The organism is Rhodococcus sp. WAY2 (assembly GCF_009859915.1).
Classification (GTDB): Bacteria; Actinomycetota; Actinomycetes; order Mycobacteriales; family Mycobacteriaceae; genus Rhodococcus_F; species Rhodococcus_F oxybenzonivorans.
The window spans coordinates 6,057,335-6,076,167 of record NZ_CP046572.1; the positions used below are offsets into that span (position 1 = coordinate 6,057,335).

The window sequence follows — 18,833 nt, forward strand, 5'->3', positions numbered from 1 at the left end:
GTGGGACGCAGGGTGGGGAAGGCCCGGTACGGTTCCGCGCATGAGCAGATCGGACATCCTCGTCGTCAGCGCTACCAAGGCGGAGGCTGTGCACGTCCCACCGGAGTTCGACGTGCTGATCACGGGCATCGGCAAGGTGAGCGCCGCGGTGGCCGTCGCGAAGGCGCTCGGCGACTATCCGTCGTCGCAGAGACCGCTGGTGGTCAACATCGGCACCGCGGGGGCCCTGCACGAACACCACAGTGGCCTTTTCACGCCGTCGACCGTGCTCAACCACGACATCAGCGGCGACGCCATCCGGGCCTTGGGACACGAGGTCGCGGACCGGCTCGAGATGCCTGAGGGGGACGGCTCGGTGCTGGCAACGGGGGACGTCTTCGTATCCGACGCGGGGGTGCGCGACGTGCTCGCGGAGCGGGCCGATCTCGTCGACATGGAAGGTTTCGCCGTCGCCTACGCGTGCGCACAGGTCGGTGCACAATGCCGCCTCGTCAAGCACGTGAGCGATACGGCCGACGACTCGGCGCTCGACTGGCCGGCGCGCATCGACGCAAGCGCCAGGGAATTGGCGCTGTGGCTGCGCACCCTGTGACCGTCAGGCGCGGGTGACACGCCTGACGAGATCTTCCCAGGCAGCCTCGAGGCGCTCGGTCGACATCCCGAGGTCGCGGATCTCGTGCAGTACGAGCGTCGCCTCGAGGGGTGCGAGGAGCGAGCACGCCAGCAGTTCGTGATCTCCTTCGACGCCCGCCTCGCGGAGCAGCGACACGACGTGCGTCACCGACACTGCGCGAGCCGGCGCGGCGAAACGAGTGCCCGGAGAGTTCTCCGCGGCCCGCCGGACCTCGCCCTCGACCTCGACGGTGGCGATGCGCGCCCGGCCGTAGGCGGTGAGCCGTTCGACCGGATCGGCGCCCGGCCCCAGCGGTGGGGGTCCGAACATGAACGCCTGCTGGAGTTCGCGCTCGGAATGGTCGAGGAGGGCGAGCATGAGTCCCGATCGGCTTCCGAACCGGCGGAACACTGTGCCCTTGCCCACACCGGCCTTGCAGGCGACGGCGTCCATCGTCACCGCGTCGACGCCCCGCTCGGACACCAAGAGGGCCGCAGCATCGAGCAGTAGCCGCCGATTACGTGCGGCATCACACCGTTCGGGCGGTTCGACCCCGATCTGGGGAAGGAGGAGGCGGGTCACGGCGCCAATCCTACCGCGCGGGGAATGTAAGTGGACCATGGTCCGTTTAGCTGATATACCTGTTTCGAGTCGCCCACCGCACCATCGAAGGAAATTGACATGTCGAAGACCAACATTCTCGTACTCGTCGGCAGCCTGCGCGCCGCGTCGGTCAACCGCCAGCTCGCCGAGACGGCAGTCTCGGTTGCTCCGGCAGGGACCGACGTCACCGTGTTCGAAGGGCTCGGTGAGGTGCCCTTCTACAACGAGGACATCGACGTCGCAGGTTCCCTCCCCGCCGTCGAGGCGTTGCGTGACGCCGCCGGCCGCGCCGATGCGCTACTGATCCTCACCCCCGAGTACAACGGCACGATTCCCGCCGTGCTCAAGAACGCCATCGACTGGATCTCCCGTCCGTACGGAACCGGCGCCGTCAAGGACAAGCCGGTCGCCGTCATCAGCGCGTCCCCCAGCGGCAACGGTGCGCAGTGGGCCCATGAAGACACCCGCAAGGCAGTCCGTATCGCCGGCGGCAAGGTGCTCGAGGACGTCACGCTCGCCATCGGCGGCACGATCGACAAGTTCGGTGACCGCCACCCGCGGGAGAACGCCGAGGTCGCACAGCAGGTCGCCGATGTCGTGACCAGCCTCGTGGACGCCACCAAGCAGCTCGTCGACGCTTGAGTCGCTCGCGGGACCGCCGTCGCTACAGCCCTGATCTCTCGAGGGCTGCGTCGACGGCGTCCCGCACCGCGTCGAAGTCTTCACCGGCCGCCAGGGCAGAGTCCCTGGCGGCTTCTATCTGCTCACGGACCGTCTCGTACCGCGCGACCCAATCCTCCTTGTTTGGGCGCCAATAACCCATGACGTCATATCTATTCGCCGGCCAGCCCAATTCGTGGCGCAGGCGGCGGCGTACGTCTCGGGATGTACGCGCTTCGCCCGCAAACCACACGTATCCCGGCTCGGAGGGTCGCGGCCAGGAGCGTGCAGCCTCCGCCAGCCTGCTGGGTCCGGTGCCGTTGCCGCTGCCGTGCAACCAGGTGACCGTCACGTCGGCCTCGGTGGTGAAGTGCTGCCGATCCTCGGCGGCCGTAATCTCGGCGATCACGTGCACGTGCGCCGAACCGGGCAATTCCTCCACGATCCGGCCGACGGCAGGTAAACCGGTCATGTCGGCGACGAGAAGTTGCCATGCCGTATCGCTGGGCGGTGAATACCAACCGGCGGCGGCCGAGAACCCCAGAACATCGCCGGGCGACGCCTGTAGCGCCCACCGAATCGCAGCGCCGCCCGCGTGGACGGCGAAATCGATGTCCATCTCGCAGGCCGACGGGTCCCAGCGGCGGACGGTGAAGCTCCTCTGCTCCTCGCCACCGGGCGGAAAGGCGAGCAATACGCGCTCGTCGGGCACGCCACTCGACTCGAACTCCGTCAGATCACCACCAGACAGGGTGATCCTCAGCATGTTCGGCGTCACCCGCTCCGTGTGGACGACGGGCGCCCAGCGGTCGGGTTGCTCGGAGGAGTGCACGGGCATCCGGTCACGGTACCGGGAGCCAGGCAGTTACCGGCCGGCAAGCGGCGGTGGAGGCGGGGCGCCGGGTGCACGCGGCGGCGGGGGGAGTCGGGTCTCGGCCGAAGGTCGGCGTCCGCCGAGCGGGTCGAGTGGGTCGAGTGGAATCCGGTTGAAATGAGGGCCGCTACAGTCCACTGCTCGGGGTGCGCTGGGGAATGCTGGAGCCTGCTCACAGGTGACGTAGGCTCCTCGAGCCTCGGGTGTACGAACCTTGCCGGCGGGAGCGTTCCGAGGCTCGCCGAAAAGTGATGCGCGACACGCCGACGGGATGACGAAATTTGCCGTCCAGCAGAAGTCGACCAGGGAATTTCATCGATGTGACTCACAACATCTCGGGTTAAGTGTTTCTGTCGGCCACTAGGTGTAGTGTCTTGAGCACTGAGAGACCACTACGGGAATCGGCTCGGTGAACCCCTCCGCTGGGGTGACCGTCCTCTCGATCAGGGGAGATCTCGGGTGCTGAACACACACTTCGTCAGCTCCATTTTCGGCAGTGGAAAGAGGGACTTCATGAGCATCACCGTCTACACCAAGCCCGCTTGCGTTCAGTGCAATGCCACCTACCGGGCCCTCGACAAGGAGGGTATCGACTACGCCGTCGTCGACATCACCGAAGACGCCGAGGCCCGGGACTACGTGATGGCGCTGGGATACCTGCAGGCGCCCGTGGTCGTAGCCGGTGACGAGCACTGGTCGGGCTTCCGGCCCGACCGAATCAAGACCCTCTCGGCAAACGCTGCTTGAAGCGACACGATCGCACCCTCCGCGAGCGAGAGCGAACCGATTCCGGAGCAGCACTGACCGACAGTTCCACTCGAGATGGTGAGTACCGATGACTTCGCTGGTGTACTTCTCCAGCGCCTCGGAGAACACGCACCGATTCGTTCAGCGGCTCGGGGTGCCTGCGACGCGCATACCCATCCACGACCGCGACGGCACCTTCGAGGTGCACGAGCCCTACGTCTTGATCCTCCCCACGTACGGCGGCGGGACCACGGCGATGGGCAGGGACACCAGTTACGTTCCGAAGCCCGTCATCCGATTTCTCAACAATCCACACAACAGGTCGCTGATCCGAGCAGTGATCGCGGCGGGAAACACCAATTTCGGTGAGTCCTATTGCTTTGCAGGAAACATCATTTCTCAGAAGTGTCACGTTCCCTACCTCTACCGCTTCGAACTCATGGGCACAGCCGAGGACGTCGAACGGGTGAAGGTCGGTCTGGGTGAATTCTGGGAACACTTAGACGACAAGGAGCAGGAGCTGTGGCGCCGACCATCACAGACACCATCGATGCGGGGAGCGTAGAGCGTGACGCGCGCGGTGGGGACTCGACGAACGGTCTCGACTACCACGCGCTCAACGCGATGCTCAACTTGTACGGGCCGAACGGCGAGATTCAGTTCGACAAGGATGTCGCCGCGGCCCGCCAGTACTTCCTGCAGCATGTCAACCAGAACACGGTGTTCTTCCACAACCTCGACGAGAAGCTCGATTATCTCGTCGAGGAGAATTACTACGAGCCGGAGGTGCTCGACCAGTACTCGCGTGCCTTCGTGAAGTTCCTGATCGACCACGCGTATTCCAAGAAGTTCCGCTTCCCGACCTTCCTGGGCGCCTTCAAGTACTACACCTCGTACACGCTCAAGACGTTCGACGGAAAGCGCTACCTCGAGCGGTTCGAGGACCGAGTGTGCATGGTGGCGCTCACCCTTGCAGCAGGCGACGAGGACCTGGCCACCAAGCTGGTCGACGAGATCATCGCCGGACGCTTCCAGCCCGCCACCCCCACGTTCCTCAACTCCGGCAAGAAGCAGCGCGGTGAACCCGTCTCCTGCTTCCTCCTCCGCATCGAGGACAACATGGAGTCGATCGGCCGCTCCATCAACTCCGCCCTGCAGCTGTCCAAGCGCGGCGGCGGAGTCGCGTTGCTGCTCACCAATGTTCGTGAACACGGCGCCCCGATCAAGCGAATCGAGAACCAGAGCTCGGGTGTCATCCCCATCATGAAGCTCCTCGAAGACTCCTTCTCCTACGCCAACCAGCTCGGGGCGCGTCAGGGTGCGGGTGCGGTGTACCTGCACGCCCACCATCCGGACATCTACCGGTTCCTCGACACCAAGCGTGAGAACGCCGACGAGAAGATCCGCATCAAGACGCTGTCCCTCGGCGTGGTCATCCCGGACATCACCTTCGAGCTGGCGAAGAAGAACGAGGACATGTATTTGTTCTCGCCGTACGACGTCGAACGCATCTACGGCGTTCCGTTCGCGGACATCAACGTCACCGAGAAGTACTACGAAATGGTCGACGACAAGCGGATCCGGAAGTCGAAGATCAAGGCGCGCGAGTTCTTCCAGACCATCGCCGAGCTGCAGTTCGAGTCGGGCTACCCGTACATCATGTTCGAGGACACGGTGAACCGGGCCAACCCCATCGAGGGCAAGATCACGCACTCCAACCTGTGCTCCGAAATCCTGCAGGTGTCGACGCCGTCGCTGTTCAACGACGACCTCTCGTACAGCAAGGTGGGCAAGGACATCTCCTGCAACCTGGGGTCGCTGAACATTGCCAAGACGATGGACTCGCCGGACTTCGCGCGGACCATCGAGGTGGCGATTCGCGGACTGACCGCGGTGTCCGATCAGACGCACATCTACTCGGTGCCGTCGATCGAGGAGGGCAACAACGACTCTCACGCCATCGGGCTCGGCCAGATGAACCTGCACGGGTACCTGGCGCGCGAGCGGATCTACTACGGCTCCGACGAGGGCATCGACTTCACGAACATCTACTTCTACACCGTGGTGTTCCATGCGCTGCAGGCGTCCAACCGGATTGCCATCGAGCGGGGAACGTACTTCAAGGGCTTCCCGCAGTCGCAGTACGCGTCCGGCGAGTACTTCGACAAGTACACCGATCAGGTGTGGGAGCCGAAGACGGACAAGGTGCGTCAACTCTTCGCCGACTCCGGTGTGCACATCCCCACCCAGGACGACTGGCGTGAGCTGAAGGCGTCCGTGCAGAAGCACGGCATCTACAACCAGAACCTCCAGGCCGTCCCGCCCACCGGGTCGATCTCCTACATCAACTACTCCACCAGCTCCATTCACCCGGTGGCGTCGAAGATCGAGATCCGCAAGGAAGGCAAGATCGGCCGCGTCTACTACCCGGCGCCGTACCTGACCAACGACAACCTGGAGTACTACCAGGACGCGTACGAAATCGGCTACGAGAAGATCATCGACACCTACGCCGCGGCCACCCAGCACGTGGACCAGGGGTTGTCGCTGACGTTGTTCTTCAAGGACACCGCCACCACCCGCGACATCAACAAGGCGCAGATCTACGCGTGGCGCAAGGGGATCAAGACGCTGTACTACATCCGTCTGCGTCAGATGGCCCTCGAAGGCACCGAGGTCGAAGGTTGCGTTTCCTGCATGCTGTAGGCGGCTCCGCCGCCCGTGAGTACTTATTAACCGGCGGCGGTTAATAAGTACTCACAGCCGAACGAAGTGAGGATTCAATGGTCAAGCTGGTGAGTCGCGTATCCGCGATCAACTGGAACCGCGTCCAGGACGAGAAGGACGCCGAGGTGTGGGACCGTCTCGTCGGCAACTTCTGGCTGCCCGAAAAGGTCCCGGTGTCCAACGACATTCCGTCGTGGGGCACGCTCACGGCGCAGGAGAAGCAGCTCACGATGCGGGTGTTCACGGGGCTGACGCTCCTCGACACCATTCAGGGCACCGTGGGTGCGGTCAGCCTCATCCCCGATGCGATCACCCCGCACGAGGAGGCGGTGTACACCAACATCGCGTTCATGGAGTCGGTGCACGCGAAGAGCTACAGCTCGATCTTCTCGACGCTGTGCTCCACCCGCGACATCGACGACGCCTTCCGCTGGTCCGAGGAGAACCCGAACCTGCAGCGCAAGGCCGAGATCGTCATGGACTACTACCAGGGCGACGAGCCGCTCAAGCGCAAGGTGGCGTCCACCCTGCTCGAGAGCTTCCTGTTCTACTCGGGCTTCTACCTGCCGATGTACTGGTCGTCGCGCGCCAAGCTCACCAACACCGCCGACCTCATCCGTCTTATCATCCGTGACGAGGCCGTGCACGGGTACTACATCGGCTACAAGTACCAGAAGGGTCTCGAGCAGCTCACCGAGGCCGAGCGCGACGACCTGAAGAATTACACGTTCGAGCTACTCTTCGAGCTCTACGACAACGAGGTCGACTACACCCAGGACCTCTACGACGAGGTCGGTCTCACCGAGGACGTCAAGAAGTTCCTGCGGTACAACGCCAACAAAGCGTTGATGAACCTCGGCTATGAGGGGCTCTTCCCGAAGGACGAGACGGACGTCAACCCGGCCATCCTGTCCGCGCTCTCACCCAACGCCGACGAGAACCACGACTTCTTCTCCGGCTCCGGCAGCTCCTACGTCATCGGTAAGGCCGTCAACACCGAAGACGAAGACTGGGATTTTTAGAGCGACCCGCTCGGGACTTCTAGAGCGACCCGCTCGGGATTTTTAGAGCGACCCGCTCGGGATTTCTAACGCCCGGACAGTTTCGCCCAATGCCGCACCGGCGCAGTTCGACTGCACCGGTGCGGCATTGGGCGAACTGCGTTCAGCGCTGGAACCACGCCTCGGGCACGTCCTGCAGCGCTTTCTCGAGTCGCAGTCGCGAAGACGGGGTGAGGTCGGACGGCACTGCCTCCGGGGAAAACCATGCCACCTCGAGGTTCTCGTCGTCGGACACCGCCGCGGCTCCGCCGACGTATCGCGCGAGGAAGCACACGTCGAGGTACTGCGCGACATCGCCGTTGGGATAGGTGATGGGTCCGGTCACATCGACGCTGGTGATGCGCACCAGTTCCGCGTCGACGCCGGTCTCTTCGCGTACTTCCCGGAGCGCGGCGGGCCCGGGCTCCTCGCCGGGTTCGAGAACGCCCGACACCACCGCCCACCGGCCGTTGTCGGCGCGGCGGGTCAGCAGTAGCCGCCCGTCGTCATCGCGGACGACGACGCTCACTCCCGACAACCACAGCGGCGCGTGTCCGACATGCCTGCGCAGTGCAGCCACGAACTCCGGGACGGGCACGAGTCCTCCTAGCCGGCGTATCCGTTCAGGGTGTTCCGGAGATCCGTCAGCACAGCCCGCGCGGCCACCAGGCCGTTGCCGTTCCAGACCTCGCCCTCGACGGCGAACACGCGACTGTCGGCGGCGGCCCCGAGGTCTTCCCACGCTTGCCCGGACATGACCTCCTCGGCATGCTCGGTGCCGTCCTTGCCGACGAGGACGGCGTAGATGAGATCGCCTTCGGCGCGGTCGAGTTCGGCATCGTCGATCGATTCGGTCACCGCACCGTCGAGGTTCTGGTAGGCGGGCCTGCGGACTCCCGCGTCGGTGAGTACCTGACCGGCGAACGCCGCCGGTCCCTCCACCTCCAGACTGTCGGCGCCGAAACGCACGACTGAAGCCTGGGTTTGGGCGGCGTCGATATCGATGCCGAGTTGCTTCGCGTCCGCCTGGTATCGCTCGAGCGCGGCTGCGGCGGCATCGGCCCGGCCGAGGGCGTTGCCCGCGAGGAGGAACTGCGTCTTCCAGTACACGGGGTCGGAACCGACGAACACGGTGGGCGCGATGGGGGAGAGTTCGCCGTACAGTGCGCCGGTGGCCGGACTCGAACCGAGGATCACATCCGGCGCCGCCTGCGCGATCCGGGCGACATCCGGTGCGCCGGCCGGCCCGACACTCGGAAGTTCGGAGATGCCCGTGCCGAGGTACCCCGGCTGTGGGGAGTCGCCGTCTCCGCTCGTGGCGGCGCCGACGACGCGTTCCCACAGACCGAGTGCGCATACCGCGTCCAGCGCGGCACTGTCGAGCACCACGATTCGCTGCGGATCGGCGGGCACCTCACTCGTGCCCGTCGTATGAACCACCCGATGCGTCGTCGACCCCGACAGCTCCGGGTCGACCGGTGCCGGCTCCGGGCACGCCGTCGTGGTGTCCCTCTCGATGCCGACCACCGCCGCGCCCGCAATCTTCGTCGTGGTCCGGACGATCGAGGACGCGGGGTCGTCGTCGGCCGGTTGGGAGCAACCGGCGAGAGCGAAGGCGGCGACACCGGCAACGAGACCGATGGACGCGCGGCGGACGGTCGAAAACCTGCGAAGGGACAATGCGGCGACTTCCTGTGTGAGCGGGCGCGTTCAGGTTAGCCGCTGTGCTTGTCGACCTCGAACGTGTCCGACAGGTCGTCGAGAATCAGGTGCGCGCCCTGGATGCTGACGGGCGACATCCAGCGGGCGTCGTCGACGTCGACCTTGCGGCCCTGCAGGGTCTGCCACAGCGGGCTTTCGAGGAAGGGGCGGGCGGCTTCGGCGCTCTTTCCCGCCGGATCCTGCCAGGTGCTGACGAAGATGACGTTGCCGTCGGCCTCGCTGAGCAACTCCGGGCTGATCGACTGCATGATGCTGGTCGGGTCGGCGGGGTCCGGTCCCTGGCTGGCGGGCCGGGCAATGCCCGCATCCTCGAGCACGATGCCGCTGAAGGAGGTGGTGCGATAGAGGCGGGCGGTGGGTTCACCGGCGAATCGGATCACCGATACCACCGGGTTCGACGCCTTGGTGTTGATGGCGGAACCGACGGCCGCGGCGCGCTGCTCGTAGGCGGCGATCTTCTCGTTGGCGAGTTCTTCCTTGCCGAGCGCCTGACCGACGAGGCGGATGTTCTCCTTCCACGTGGGACCGGTCGTCTCGGTGAAGATGGTCGGCGCAATGGCCGACAGCTGTTCGTAGTTCTTACCGTCGCGAACCTCGGCCGAGATGATGAGGTCCGGCTGCAGTGCGGCGATCTTCTCGAGGCTCGCGGTGCTCACCTTGCCCACCGATTCGGCTTCGGCTGCGTACTCGTCGCGGGTGCTGCCGAGGTAGTCGGGCAGCCCGGGGTCCCGGTAGTCGACATACCCGACGAGCGGCGTCTCGAGGAGGAGTACGGCATCGGTGAAGCTGTTGTCGAGGGCCACGACCCGCTGCGGTGCCGCGGGAATCTCGGTGTTGCCGCGGAAGTGTTCGACCGTGCGGGGGAACTGCGCCGATGCGGCGGCGTCGGCCGTGGAGGACGCGTCGTCGCTGCTGGAACAGGACGTGACGGCGACCGCGGCCGCGAGAGCGACGACGGCGGCCAGGGCGCGGCGTCGGGAAAGAATGTTCACGTAAAGCTCCTGGTGGAAGTTAGGTGAGCGATACCTTAGCACCGGAAAAGTCTGAATCCGGGTGGTCACCCTGCATCTCCCGCCGACATCCGCGACACGCCGTCTCGGGTGAGAAAGAGCACGCTCCTGCCGACAATCCGCTGGTCGGCGATACCCCCGTGGGCGCTGAGCCGGGGTAAGTACGACAGGAGGTAGGACCGAGTCCGAGGCCGCTCGGGGCACCGTCTACGATTCGATGAGCGCAAGCCAGAGACCGTTCGCCTCGCAGCCCGGGGACGGACGCGCATTCAGGAGGATCAGTGACTGCCGTAGCGCCCCAGCCAGTCCCCGCGATAGCTGCAGCCAGGCCTTACCCGCCGCGGCAGGGACCCAAGGGCTCGTTCATCTTCAAAATGATCACGACCACCGACCCCAAGGTGCTCGGGATCATGTATTTGACGACCTCGATCATCTTCTTCCTCATCGGCGGTCTGATGGCCCTGATGATGCGTGCCGAGCTCGCTGTGCCCGGTATGCAGTTCTTGTCGAACGAGCAGTTCAACCAGCTGTTCACCATGCACGGCACGATCATGCTGCTGCTGTACGCGACCCCGATCGTCTTCGGCTTCGCCAACTACATCCTGCCGCTGCAGATCGGCGCACCCGACGTTGCCTTCCCGCGTCTGAACGCCTTCAGCTACTGGCTGTACCTGTTCGGCGCCATCATCGCGACCGCAGGCTTCATCACTCCGGGCGGCGCGGCCGACTTCGGCTGGACGGCGTACACGCCGCTCACCAGTGCCCTGCACTCCCCGGGTGTCGGTGCCGACCTGTGGATCATGGGCCTCGCGGTCGGTGGCCTCGGCACCATCCTCGGTGGCGTCAACATGATCACCACGGTGATCTGCCTGCGCGCCCCCGGTATGACCATGTTCCGTATGCCGATCTTCACCTGGAACATCTTCATCACCAGCATCCTGATCCTGCTGGCGTTCCCGCTGCTGACGGCCGCGCTGCTGGGTCTGTTCGTCGACCGTCACCTCGGCGGCCACATCTTCGATCCGGCTACCGGCGGGGTTCTGCTGTGGCAGCACCTGTTCTGGTTCTTCGGTCACCCCGAGGTGTACATCATCGCGCTGCCGTTCTTCGGCATCGTCTCGGAAATCTTCCCGGTCTTCAGCCGTAAGCCGATCTTCGGCTACAGCGGTCTGGTGTACGCGACGATCGCGATTGCTGCCCTGTCGATCGCCGTGTGGGCGCACCACATGTACGCCACGGGCGCGGTGCTGCTGCCGTACTTCTCGTTCATGACCTTCCTGATCGCGGTGCCGACGGGTGTGAAGATCTTCAACTGGATCGGCACCATGTGGAAGGGGCAATTGACCTTCGAGTCGCCGATGCTGTTCTCGGTCGGCTTCCTGATCACCTTCCTCTTCGGTGGCCTCTCCGGTGTCATCCTGGCCAGCCCGCCGCTCGACTTCCACGTCACCGACAGCTACTTCGTGGTCGCCCACTTCCACTACGTGGTCTTCGGCACGGTCGTGTTCGCCACCTACGCCGGTATCTACTTCTGGTTCCCGAAGATGACCGGGCGGATGATGGACGAACGCCTCGGCAAGTGGCACTTCTGGACCACGTTCATCGGCTTCCACGGCACCTTCCTCGTGCAGCACTGGCTGGGAGCCGAAGGTATGCCGCGCCGGTACGCGGACTACCTGCCGTCCGACGGGTTCACCATGCTGAACTCGTTCTCGACCATCTTCGCCTTCGTCCTCGGTGCCTCGACGCTCCCGTTCATCTGGAACGTCTTCAAGAGCTACCGGTACGGCGAGGTCGTCACCGTCGACGACCCGTGGGGTTACGGCAACTCGCTCGAGTGGGCCACCACCTGCCCGCCGCCCCGTCACAACTTCACGGAACTGCCGCGCATCCGCTCCGAGCGCCCTGCGTTCGAGCTGCACTACCCGCACATGGTGGAGCGGATGAAGGCAGAAGCGCACGTCGGACCCGGGCACGGCGGCAAGCACGCCAGCACGGTCCTGGAGGAGGAACGCCACGCACCGCTCACCGTGAGCGGTGAAGGCGAGCCCGGCACCGACTCCGGCCGCTGATACAGATCGTTGCCGAAAGGCCCCGCCCCACCATCGGGCGGGGCCTTTCCCTTGGCACAATGGGTGCCGGACAAGCTGCGCGAGCACGACGACCTTCCGTGCTTCTGCGCACGTGAGACGAACGGAGTTCTTTCCAGCGTGAGTAACACGAACGGAGTTCGTAGTGGGCGCAGCTGACACGACTGTCCTGGTGACCGTCACGGGGCCCGACCGCCCCGGTGTCACATCGGTGCTCTTCGCGGCGCTCTCCCGCCACGACGTGAGCCTGCTCGATGTGGAACAGGTGGTGATCCGTGGCCGCCTGACCCTCGGCGTGCTCGTGGCGTGCCCGGAGGACGGGGAAGCCCTCCAGGAGGAACTGGAGGAGGCGATGGCCACCGTCGGGATGTCGGTGGATGTCGAGATCGGGGCGGACCCCGGCCGGCAGTCGCTGTCCACGCACGCGGTGGTCATTCTCGGTTCTCCGGTGTCCGCGCGGGCCCTGCGATCGGTCGCGCGTGAGATGGCGAAGCTGAGTGTCAACATCGACTCCATCCGGGGCGTCGCCGATTATCCGGTGACCGGTCTCGAACTCCTCGTCAGTGCTCCCGCGACGGCGGCGGTGGACAAGCGGCTGCGCACGGTGCTGGCCGAGGTTGCTGTGGCGGAAAGCGTCGACATCGCGGTCGAGCGGGGTGGTCTTGCGCGCCGGGCCAAGCGGCTCATCGTCTTCGACGTCGACTCGACCTTGGTCCAAGGCGAGGTCATCGAGATGCTCGCAGCGCGAGCCGGGGTCGAGGACGAAGTCCGTGCGGTCACCGAATCGGCGATGCGCGGCGAGATCGACTTCACGGAGTCGCTGCACCAGCGGGTCGCGACGCTCGCCGGTCTCGACGCCTCCGTGATCGACGACGTCGCCGAGGGCCTCGAACTGACGCCGGGTGCCCGGACCACCATTCGCACGTTGCGACGCCTCGGATTCCACTGCGGGGTGGTGTCGGGTGGCTTCCGTCAGGTGATCGAGGGGCTCGCTCACGAACTGGAGCTCGACTTCGTTCAAGCCAATACTCTCGAAATTGTGGACGGCAAGCTCACCGGACGAGTCGTGGGCGACATCGTCGACCGGGCCGCCAAGGCGACGGCGCTGCGTAAGTTCGCTGCCCAGGTGGGCGTGCCGATGGAGCAGACGGTCGCGGTCGGTGACGGCGCCAACGACATCGACATGCTCAATGCCGCCGGTCTCGGTATCGCCTTCAACGCGAAGCCGGCGTTACGTGAGGTCGCCGACACGGCGCTCTCGCATCCCTTCCTCGACGCCGTACTGTTCATCCTCGGCGTCACTCGGGACGAGGTCGAAGCCGCCGACGCCGTGGACGGCGTGGTGAGACGAGTTCCCCTGTCGTGACGGAACCGTGTGCAGCCGCGATCGCCGGCGACGCCGCGCTGTGGGAGGCACGCCACGCGGTCCTCGCGGCCGGTTACGGTGGACGACCCGATCCCGAGGATCCTGCCCTGGTCCTCGCGATGCCGATCGTTTTACACATCCCGAAGTCGAACCCGCCTGCGCGTAGTGCGGTGCTGGCGGCGGCCGCGACGGCGTCGGTGGCGCTGTGCCTCGACCCACGGGTCGGCGTCGATGCGGACGGGCAACCGGGCCCCTGGCGCTCCGACTACCTCGCGTGGGTGGGGTCTCGCATCCGCAAGGTGTCGCGCCGGGCTCGCGGTGCGCAGTGGCGCGCCGCGCAGGAGGTGGACGGCATCACCGTGGAGGTCGACGGCGCCGAGGCGCGGGCACTCGTCCCCGTCGCGGTCGGTGCGCTCGACCCGCGCATCAAGAAGCTGCAGATCGGCGGAACCGACCTCGAGCACGACGACCCCGGCCCGGCGCCCGACGGGACACCCGTGCTGTGGATCGACTCGACCCTGGACATGACCGTCGGGAAGGCCGCTGCACAAGTGGGCCACGCGTCGATGCTGCTCGCGGGAGCGATGAGCGTCGAAGATGCGAAGCACTGGGCGGATACGGGTTACCGCTGCGCCGTCCGTGACGCCGATGCGGCGAGGTGGACGGCGTTGCGCGAGCTCGAGTCCGCGGGGCATGCGGTCGCGGTGCGCGATGCCGGTTTCACCGAGGTGGCTCCCGGATCCGTGACGGTGATCGCCGCCCTGTGAGGCGCGGCGGGTCCAGTGCCCGCGGCTTGGCTATGGGGCGCCGGGAACAATCGGGGAACACTGGCCCCCATGCTCGCTCGACGCGTGATCACGCTTTTCGCCGGACTCTGGTTGTACGGCTTCTCGATGGCCATGATGATTACCGCCGGCCTCGGCCTCGATCCGTGGGATGTATTCCATCAAGGCGTCGCGGGCCGCACGTCGCTCAGTTTCGGCGCCGTGACCGCCCTCACCGGTGCCGGTGTTCTGCTGCTCTGGATTCCGCTGCGTCAGAAGCCGGGTTTCGGCACGATCGCCAACGTTGTGGTCATTGCGGTGTCCGTGGACACTTCACTGTTGTTTCTCCGGCCCGTCGGGTCGCCGGCCGTACAGGTGGCGATGATGGTCGGTGGTGTCGTGCTCAACGCTCTGGCGACCGTGCTGTACATCGGCGCCGGAATGGGTACGGGACCGCGGGACGGACTGATGACCGGTCTGGTACGACGAACCGGATTGTCCGTGCGCCTCATTCGGACGTCGATCGAAGTTGCGGTGCTGGTGACCGGGTGGCTGCTCGGCGGCACCGTGGGAGTGGGGACCGTGGTCTACGCGCTGGGGATCGGTCCGCTGATCCAGTTGATGATGCGCGCCGGCGGTCTCTATCCGACCGCTCGGAAGACGAGCAGCCCGGGTCCGGACAGTCTGATCGTCGAGTCTCCCGAAATGGGGCCACCCGGTTCCGGCGCGCCGTCAGGGGAGTTGGAGTCGAATTCGGCGAGCAGGATTCCGTAGAACCAGTCGGGGCTGCCCAATGCCACCTCGACCGGTCCGCCGGAGTGGAAGACGAGAAGCCAGTTGTCGTCGGTGAGCTGAAATCCGTCCTCGGTGTGGGACCGGATGTCGGACCCGTCGATCCATGCCTGCAGCGTGCGGCGTGAGTCGTCGTGCCACGCATCGTCGTCCATCTCCGCACCGTCGGCGCCGAACCACACGAGGTCCGGGTGACCGGTGGGAGTATGCCGTCCTTCGAAGAATTCCGGTTGCCGCAGTGCGGGGGACGCACGGCGCAGATCGAGAGCGCGCGTGACGAACGCGGTGAGCGTCCGGTCACCGGTGCTCCAGTCGAGCGCCCAGGAATCCTCGCGCGCAGTGTCGGCGGGGACACAGTACGCGTTGTTGTTCCCGCCCAGCGAATGGCCGAATTCGTCGCCTGCCGTGAACATCGGGGTGCCCGTGGAGAGGGCGAGGGTGGCCAGCAGAGCGCGGACATGACGCTTGCGGGCGTCGGTGATCGACGGGTCGTCGGTGGGGCCTTCCACGCCGTGGTTGACGGACTCGTTGTGGTCGGCGCCGTCCCGGTTGTCCTCCCCGTTGGCTTCGTTGTGCTTGCGCCGGTACGCGACGAGGTCCGCCGCGGTGAAGCCGTCGTGTGCGGTCACGAAGTTGATGGAGGCCCAGGGCCGGCGACTGTGGAACAGGTCCTCCGAGCCGGCCACTCTGGAGGCCAGTTCGCGAACGCCGGTGTTGCCATTCCAGAAGCGGCGGACAGTATCGCGGTATCGGTCGTTCCACTCCGACCACTGGGCGCCGAAGTGCCCGACCCGGTATCCATCGGACGTGGCGTCCCAGGGTTCGGCGATGAGTTTGCAGCGGGACAGAACAGGATCCGCGGTGATGGCGGAAAACACCGAAGCGCGAGAGTCGAATCGGCCTCCTCCGGGTCGGCCGAGGGCGGAGGCCAGGTCGAAACGGAAGCCGTCGACACCCATGTCGTGTGCCCAGTACCGGAGGCTGTCGCAGATCATCCGGACGACGATGGGGGAGTGCGCGTCCACCGTGTTGCCGCAACCCGTGAGGTCGACGTCGCGGCCGTCGGCATCGAGAAGGTAGTAGCCCGGGGCGTCGAGACCACGCCAGCTGAGGCTGATCCCGTCGACGCCCTCTTCGCACGTGTGGTTGTAGACGACGTCGAGGATCACCTCGATTCCGGCAGCATGCAGGGCGTCGACCATGGTGTGGAATTCGGCGATCTCCTCGCCGGCCACGGCCGCGTAACCGGGATGGGGCGCGAAGAACGACGCCGTCGAATAGCCCCAGTGGTTACGCATTCCCCGTTCACGCACCGTCTGTTCGGTCAGGTGTGCATGTACCGGAAGTAGCTCGACCGCGGTCACCCCGAGTCGAACGAGGTGACCGATGACGGCGGGCTCCGCCAGTCCCAGATACGTGCCGCGGTACTGGGGAGGGACGCCCCGATGTCGGGCGGTGTACGCGCCGACGTGCAGTTCGTAGAGGACGGTTTCCTCCCAGGGCCTTTCGATCCTGGGACCGGTGGTCCGGGGGGCGGCGGGCGTGACCACGGACAGCGGCGCGTGGCCGAGGCTGTCGAGCTGCGAAGGTTCGCCGAACGGGTCTCCGGCATGCGAGATCAGGGGACGGGGGTCGCCGATCCCCCCGGTAATGCGTTTCGCCCACGGGTCGACGAGGAGTTTGGCCGGGTTCATCCGGACTCCCGCGCGGGGGTTCCACCCTCCGTGCACCCGGTAGCCGTAGCGCTGGCCCGGACCGACGCCGTCCACCACCCCGTGCCAGATTCCGTAGGTCCGCTGCACGAGGTCGATTCGTGTCTCCGCACCGTCCGGAGAAATCAGGCACACCTGTACCAGCTCCGCGTCCGGAGCGTGGACCGAGAACTGGGTGCCGGTGCCTCGCACGTGTGCTCCCAGGGGAAACGGCGATCCGGGCAGGCGCAGGCTCGGCGGGAACGACGCTCTCTCGCCGGCACGTGAATCGATGTGAGACGACACGTAACTGATCCTGCCGCGAATGCGCCGAAGATGTGCGGGAAGATGGATCCGTGCATCAACCTGATCCTGATCTCCTCATCGATTTCGACGACGTCCTCCTCCGGCGCGGGGGTAACACTCTCGTGGGGCCGGTGTCCTGGAAAGTGGAGCTCGACGAGCGATGGGTGGTCCTCGGCCCGAACGGAGCCGGCAAGACCTCGTTGCTCCGCATCGCGGCTGCCGAATTGCATCCGACGAGCGGTAGCGCCCACCTTCTGGGGGAGCGGCTCGGGCGAGTCGACATCAACGAGCTACGACCGCGGATCGGGCTGTCGTCGTCGGCGCTGGCGAACCGGGTGCCTGCCGAGGAGGTGGTGAGCGATCTCGTCGTGTCCGCCGGCTACGCCGTACTCGGTCGCTGGCGGGAGCGGTACGAAGACATGGATACCGAGCGGGCGGTCGAGATGCTCGAAAGTCTCGGGGCCGAGCACCTGGCCCATCGCAGCTACGGCACCCTGTCCGAGGGGGAGCGCAAGCGCGTGCTCATCGCCCGTGCACTGATGACCGACCCCGAACTTCTCCTCCTCGACGAACCCGCCGCCGGACTCGACCTCGGCGGGCGAGAGGAACTCGTCGCGCGACTGACCGACCTGGCTGCAGATCCCGACGCTCCCGCAACCGTTCTCATCACCCACCACGTCGAGGAGATCCCACCCGGCTTCACCCACGCGCTGCTCCTGAACGAGGGCCGGGTGGTGTCGCAGGGGCTGCTCGACGACGTGATCACGTCGGAGAACCTCAGTGAGGCCTTCAGCCAGTCCATCAGCCTCGACAAGGTCGATGGACGGTACTTCGCGCGGCGCAGCCGGATCCCGGGCGCCCACCGGGCGTGAGGGTCGAAACGGGCACCTGTTCCAGTGGGGTGCCGGTGCGACGCACATCACCGGAGGCGTAGGTTCCAAGATCATGGTCTCGAAGCAAGAACGGGCGGCAGTCGACGTGTCACCGAAGGACGCGTCGACGGTCATCCTGATCAGGGATGCAACACCGGAACTCGCGGGGGGCGGCATCGAGGTATTCCTCCTGCGCCGCGTCAAGGGCATGGCGTTCGCCGGAGGTATGACGGTGTTTCCGGGAGGCGGTGTCGACCCGTCGGATGCCGTGGCGGACGTGCAGTGGGCCGGACCTCCCGTCGAGTGGTGGGCCGAACGCTTCTCCACCGACCCCGCCCGGGCGAAGGCTCTGGTGTGCGCGGCGGTACGTGAAACGTTCGAGGAATGTGGCGTGCTGCTCGCGGGCGGAAGCACGGACACGGTAGTGGCCGACACGTCGCACTACGCGCAGGCGCGCATTGCGCTCGAACGACGTGAACTTTCCTTCGGTGACTTCCTGGCGCGCGAGGAACTCGTGCTCAGAGCCGACCTCCTGCGCCCCTGGGCGAACTGGATCACGCCGATCGGCGAAGGGCGGCGTTACGACACCCGGTTCTTCGTCGCGGCAGCTCCCGACGGGCAGATCGCGGACGGAGCCACGTCCGAAGCCGAGGAAGTGACGTGGCTGAGCCCCGCGGCGGCCCTGGACGCATGGAAGGGGGGCGGCAGCGTCCTGCTCCCACCCACGTGGAGTCAGCTGACGGCATTGCAGAACTTCGATTCGGTGGCAGAGGTCCTCGCCGCGGAGCCGGAGATCCCGGTGATCCTGCCGACTCTCATCACGGACGAGGAAACGATTCGGGTCGAGTTTCCCGGGCAGGACGGTTATTACGAGGCAGGCCCGCACCCGTGGTCGGTGCGGGGACGGAAGCGGACACCGCCGGGTCGCGCCGAGTCGGCCGAGCGGAGCAAGTAGC

Annotated in this window: 17 protein-coding genes and 1 pseudogene; 12 read left to right on the forward strand and 6 right to left on the reverse strand. The window is 65.8% G+C overall.

Annotated elements, in window-relative coordinates:
• Positions 1 to 40 precede the first annotated feature (40 nt).
• The gene (locus tag GFS60_RS27240) at positions 41 to 592 is read left to right on the forward strand and encodes a nucleosidase (RefSeq protein WP_159926021.1); all 552 of its coding nucleotides are present in this window, start codon (positions 41 to 43) and stop codon (positions 590 to 592) included.
• A gap of 3 nt (positions 593 to 595) precedes the next feature.
• Here GFS60_RS27240 and GFS60_RS27245 read toward each other — a convergent pair whose 3' ends face one another.
• Positions 596 to 1,195: a TetR/AcrR family transcriptional regulator gene (locus GFS60_RS27245; protein ID WP_159926023.1), complete on the reverse strand. Its 600-nt coding sequence runs from the start codon at positions 1,193 to 1,195 to the stop codon at positions 596 to 598.
• 99 nt (positions 1,196 to 1,294) lie between these two features.
• Between GFS60_RS27245 and GFS60_RS27250 the strand changes: the two genes are divergently transcribed.
• A complete protein-coding gene (locus tag GFS60_RS27250) occupies positions 1,295 to 1,858 on the forward strand; it encodes an NAD(P)H-dependent oxidoreductase (RefSeq protein WP_159926025.1) in 564 nt (187 codons plus the stop codon).
• A 22-nt stretch (positions 1,859 to 1,880) separates the two neighbouring features.
• Here GFS60_RS27250 and GFS60_RS27255 read toward each other — a convergent pair whose 3' ends face one another.
• Positions 1,881 to 2,714, reverse strand: coding sequence for a siderophore-interacting protein (locus GFS60_RS27255; protein WP_159926027.1), 834 nt, complete (start codon positions 2,712 to 2,714; stop codon positions 1,881 to 1,883).
• A gap of 549 nt (positions 2,715 to 3,263) precedes the next feature.
• On the opposite strand from GFS60_RS27255, the gene GFS60_RS27260 reads away from it, so the two are divergent.
• The 4 genes from GFS60_RS27260 (at position 3,264) to nrdF (ending at position 7,246) form a co-directional block, all read left to right on the forward strand.
• Complete coding sequence (locus GFS60_RS27260) at positions 3,264 to 3,497, forward strand: redoxin NrdH (protein WP_109335193.1); 234 nt, start codon at positions 3,264 to 3,266, stop codon at positions 3,495 to 3,497.
• Between the two features lie 88 nt (positions 3,498 to 3,585).
• Complete coding sequence (nrdI, locus tag GFS60_RS27265) at positions 3,586 to 4,062, forward strand: class Ib ribonucleoside-diphosphate reductase assembly flavoprotein NrdI (RefSeq protein WP_159926029.1); 477 nt, start codon at positions 3,586 to 3,588, stop codon at positions 4,060 to 4,062.
• Complete coding sequence (gene nrdE / locus GFS60_RS27270; protein WP_397504355.1) at positions 4,020 to 6,203, forward strand: class 1b ribonucleoside-diphosphate reductase subunit alpha; 2,184 nt, start codon at positions 4,020 to 4,022, stop codon at positions 6,201 to 6,203. Before nrdI ends, nrdE begins: the two co-directional genes overlap by 43 nt.
• Positions 6,204 to 6,280: 77 nt before the next feature.
• The gene (nrdF, locus tag GFS60_RS27275) at positions 6,281 to 7,246 is read left to right on the forward strand and encodes a class 1b ribonucleoside-diphosphate reductase subunit beta (protein WP_015890191.1); all 966 of its coding nucleotides are present in this window, start codon (positions 6,281 to 6,283) and stop codon (positions 7,244 to 7,246) included.
• 142 nt (positions 7,247 to 7,388) lie between these two features.
• Here the strand turns inward: nrdF and GFS60_RS27280 are convergent, their stop codons facing one another.
• The 3 genes from GFS60_RS27280 to GFS60_RS27290 are packed head-to-tail and all read right to left on the reverse strand — an operon-like array spanning position 7,389 to position 9,978.
• Entirely contained in the window at positions 7,389 to 7,862 is a 474-nt protein-coding gene (locus GFS60_RS27280; protein ID WP_159926031.1) for an NUDIX hydrolase, read from the reverse strand.
• Between the two features lie 8 nt (positions 7,863 to 7,870).
• Complete coding sequence (locus GFS60_RS27285; RefSeq protein WP_159926033.1) at positions 7,871 to 8,944, reverse strand: ABC transporter substrate-binding protein; 1,074 nt, start codon at positions 8,942 to 8,944, stop codon at positions 7,871 to 7,873.
• 35 nt (positions 8,945 to 8,979) lie between these two features.
• Positions 8,980 to 9,978 (reverse strand): ABC transporter substrate-binding protein, encoded by a 999-nt coding sequence (locus GFS60_RS27290; protein WP_159926035.1) that lies wholly within the window; start codon positions 9,976 to 9,978, stop codon positions 8,980 to 8,982.
• 299 nt (positions 9,979 to 10,277) lie between these two features.
• On the opposite strand from GFS60_RS27290, the gene ctaD reads away from it, so the two are divergent.
• From ctaD to yczE, 4 genes are all read left to right on the forward strand, one after another.
• Positions 10,278 to 12,068, forward strand: a complete 1,791-nt coding sequence (gene ctaD, locus GFS60_RS27295) for an aa3-type cytochrome oxidase subunit I (RefSeq protein WP_109331105.1) — start codon at positions 10,278 to 10,280, stop codon at positions 12,066 to 12,068.
• A gap of 163 nt (positions 12,069 to 12,231) precedes the next feature.
• On the forward strand, positions 12,232 to 13,452 hold the full coding sequence (gene serB / locus GFS60_RS27300; protein ID WP_109331103.1) for a phosphoserine phosphatase SerB: 1,221 nt from the start codon (positions 12,232 to 12,234) through the stop codon (positions 13,450 to 13,452).
• Positions 13,449 to 14,219, forward strand: a complete 771-nt coding sequence (locus tag GFS60_RS27305; RefSeq protein WP_159926037.1) for an aminoacyl-tRNA hydrolase — start codon at positions 13,449 to 13,451, stop codon at positions 14,217 to 14,219. The genes serB and GFS60_RS27305 overlap by 4 nt, the downstream gene beginning before the upstream one ends.
• 69 nt (positions 14,220 to 14,288) lie before the next feature.
• Positions 14,289 to 14,990: a membrane protein YczE gene (gene yczE, locus GFS60_RS40400; protein WP_236603301.1), complete on the forward strand. Its 702-nt coding sequence runs from the start codon at positions 14,289 to 14,291 to the stop codon at positions 14,988 to 14,990.
• Positions 14,991 to 15,010: 20 nt separating this feature from the next.
• Here yczE and glgX read toward each other — a convergent pair.
• Positions 15,011 to 17,005 (reverse strand): annotated as a pseudogene (gene glgX / locus GFS60_RS27310) (glycogen debranching protein GlgX); the annotation flags it as partial.
• Positions 17,006 to 17,055: 50 nt separating this feature from the next.
• Here glgX and GFS60_RS27315 point away from each other — a divergent pair.
• Both GFS60_RS27315 and GFS60_RS27320 read left to right on the forward strand, forming a co-directional pair.
• The gene (locus GFS60_RS27315) at positions 17,056 to 17,877 is read left to right on the forward strand and encodes an ABC transporter ATP-binding protein (protein ID WP_159926041.1); all 822 of its coding nucleotides are present in this window, start codon (positions 17,056 to 17,058) and stop codon (positions 17,875 to 17,877) included.
• 73 nt (positions 17,878 to 17,950) lie between these two features.
• Positions 17,951 to 18,832 carry an NUDIX hydrolase gene (locus GFS60_RS27320; RefSeq protein ID WP_159927586.1) on the forward strand — a complete coding sequence of 294 codons (882 nt, stop codon included), beginning with the start codon at positions 17,951 to 17,953 and terminating at the stop codon, positions 18,830 to 18,832.
• Position 18,833: the final 1 nt, after the last annotated feature.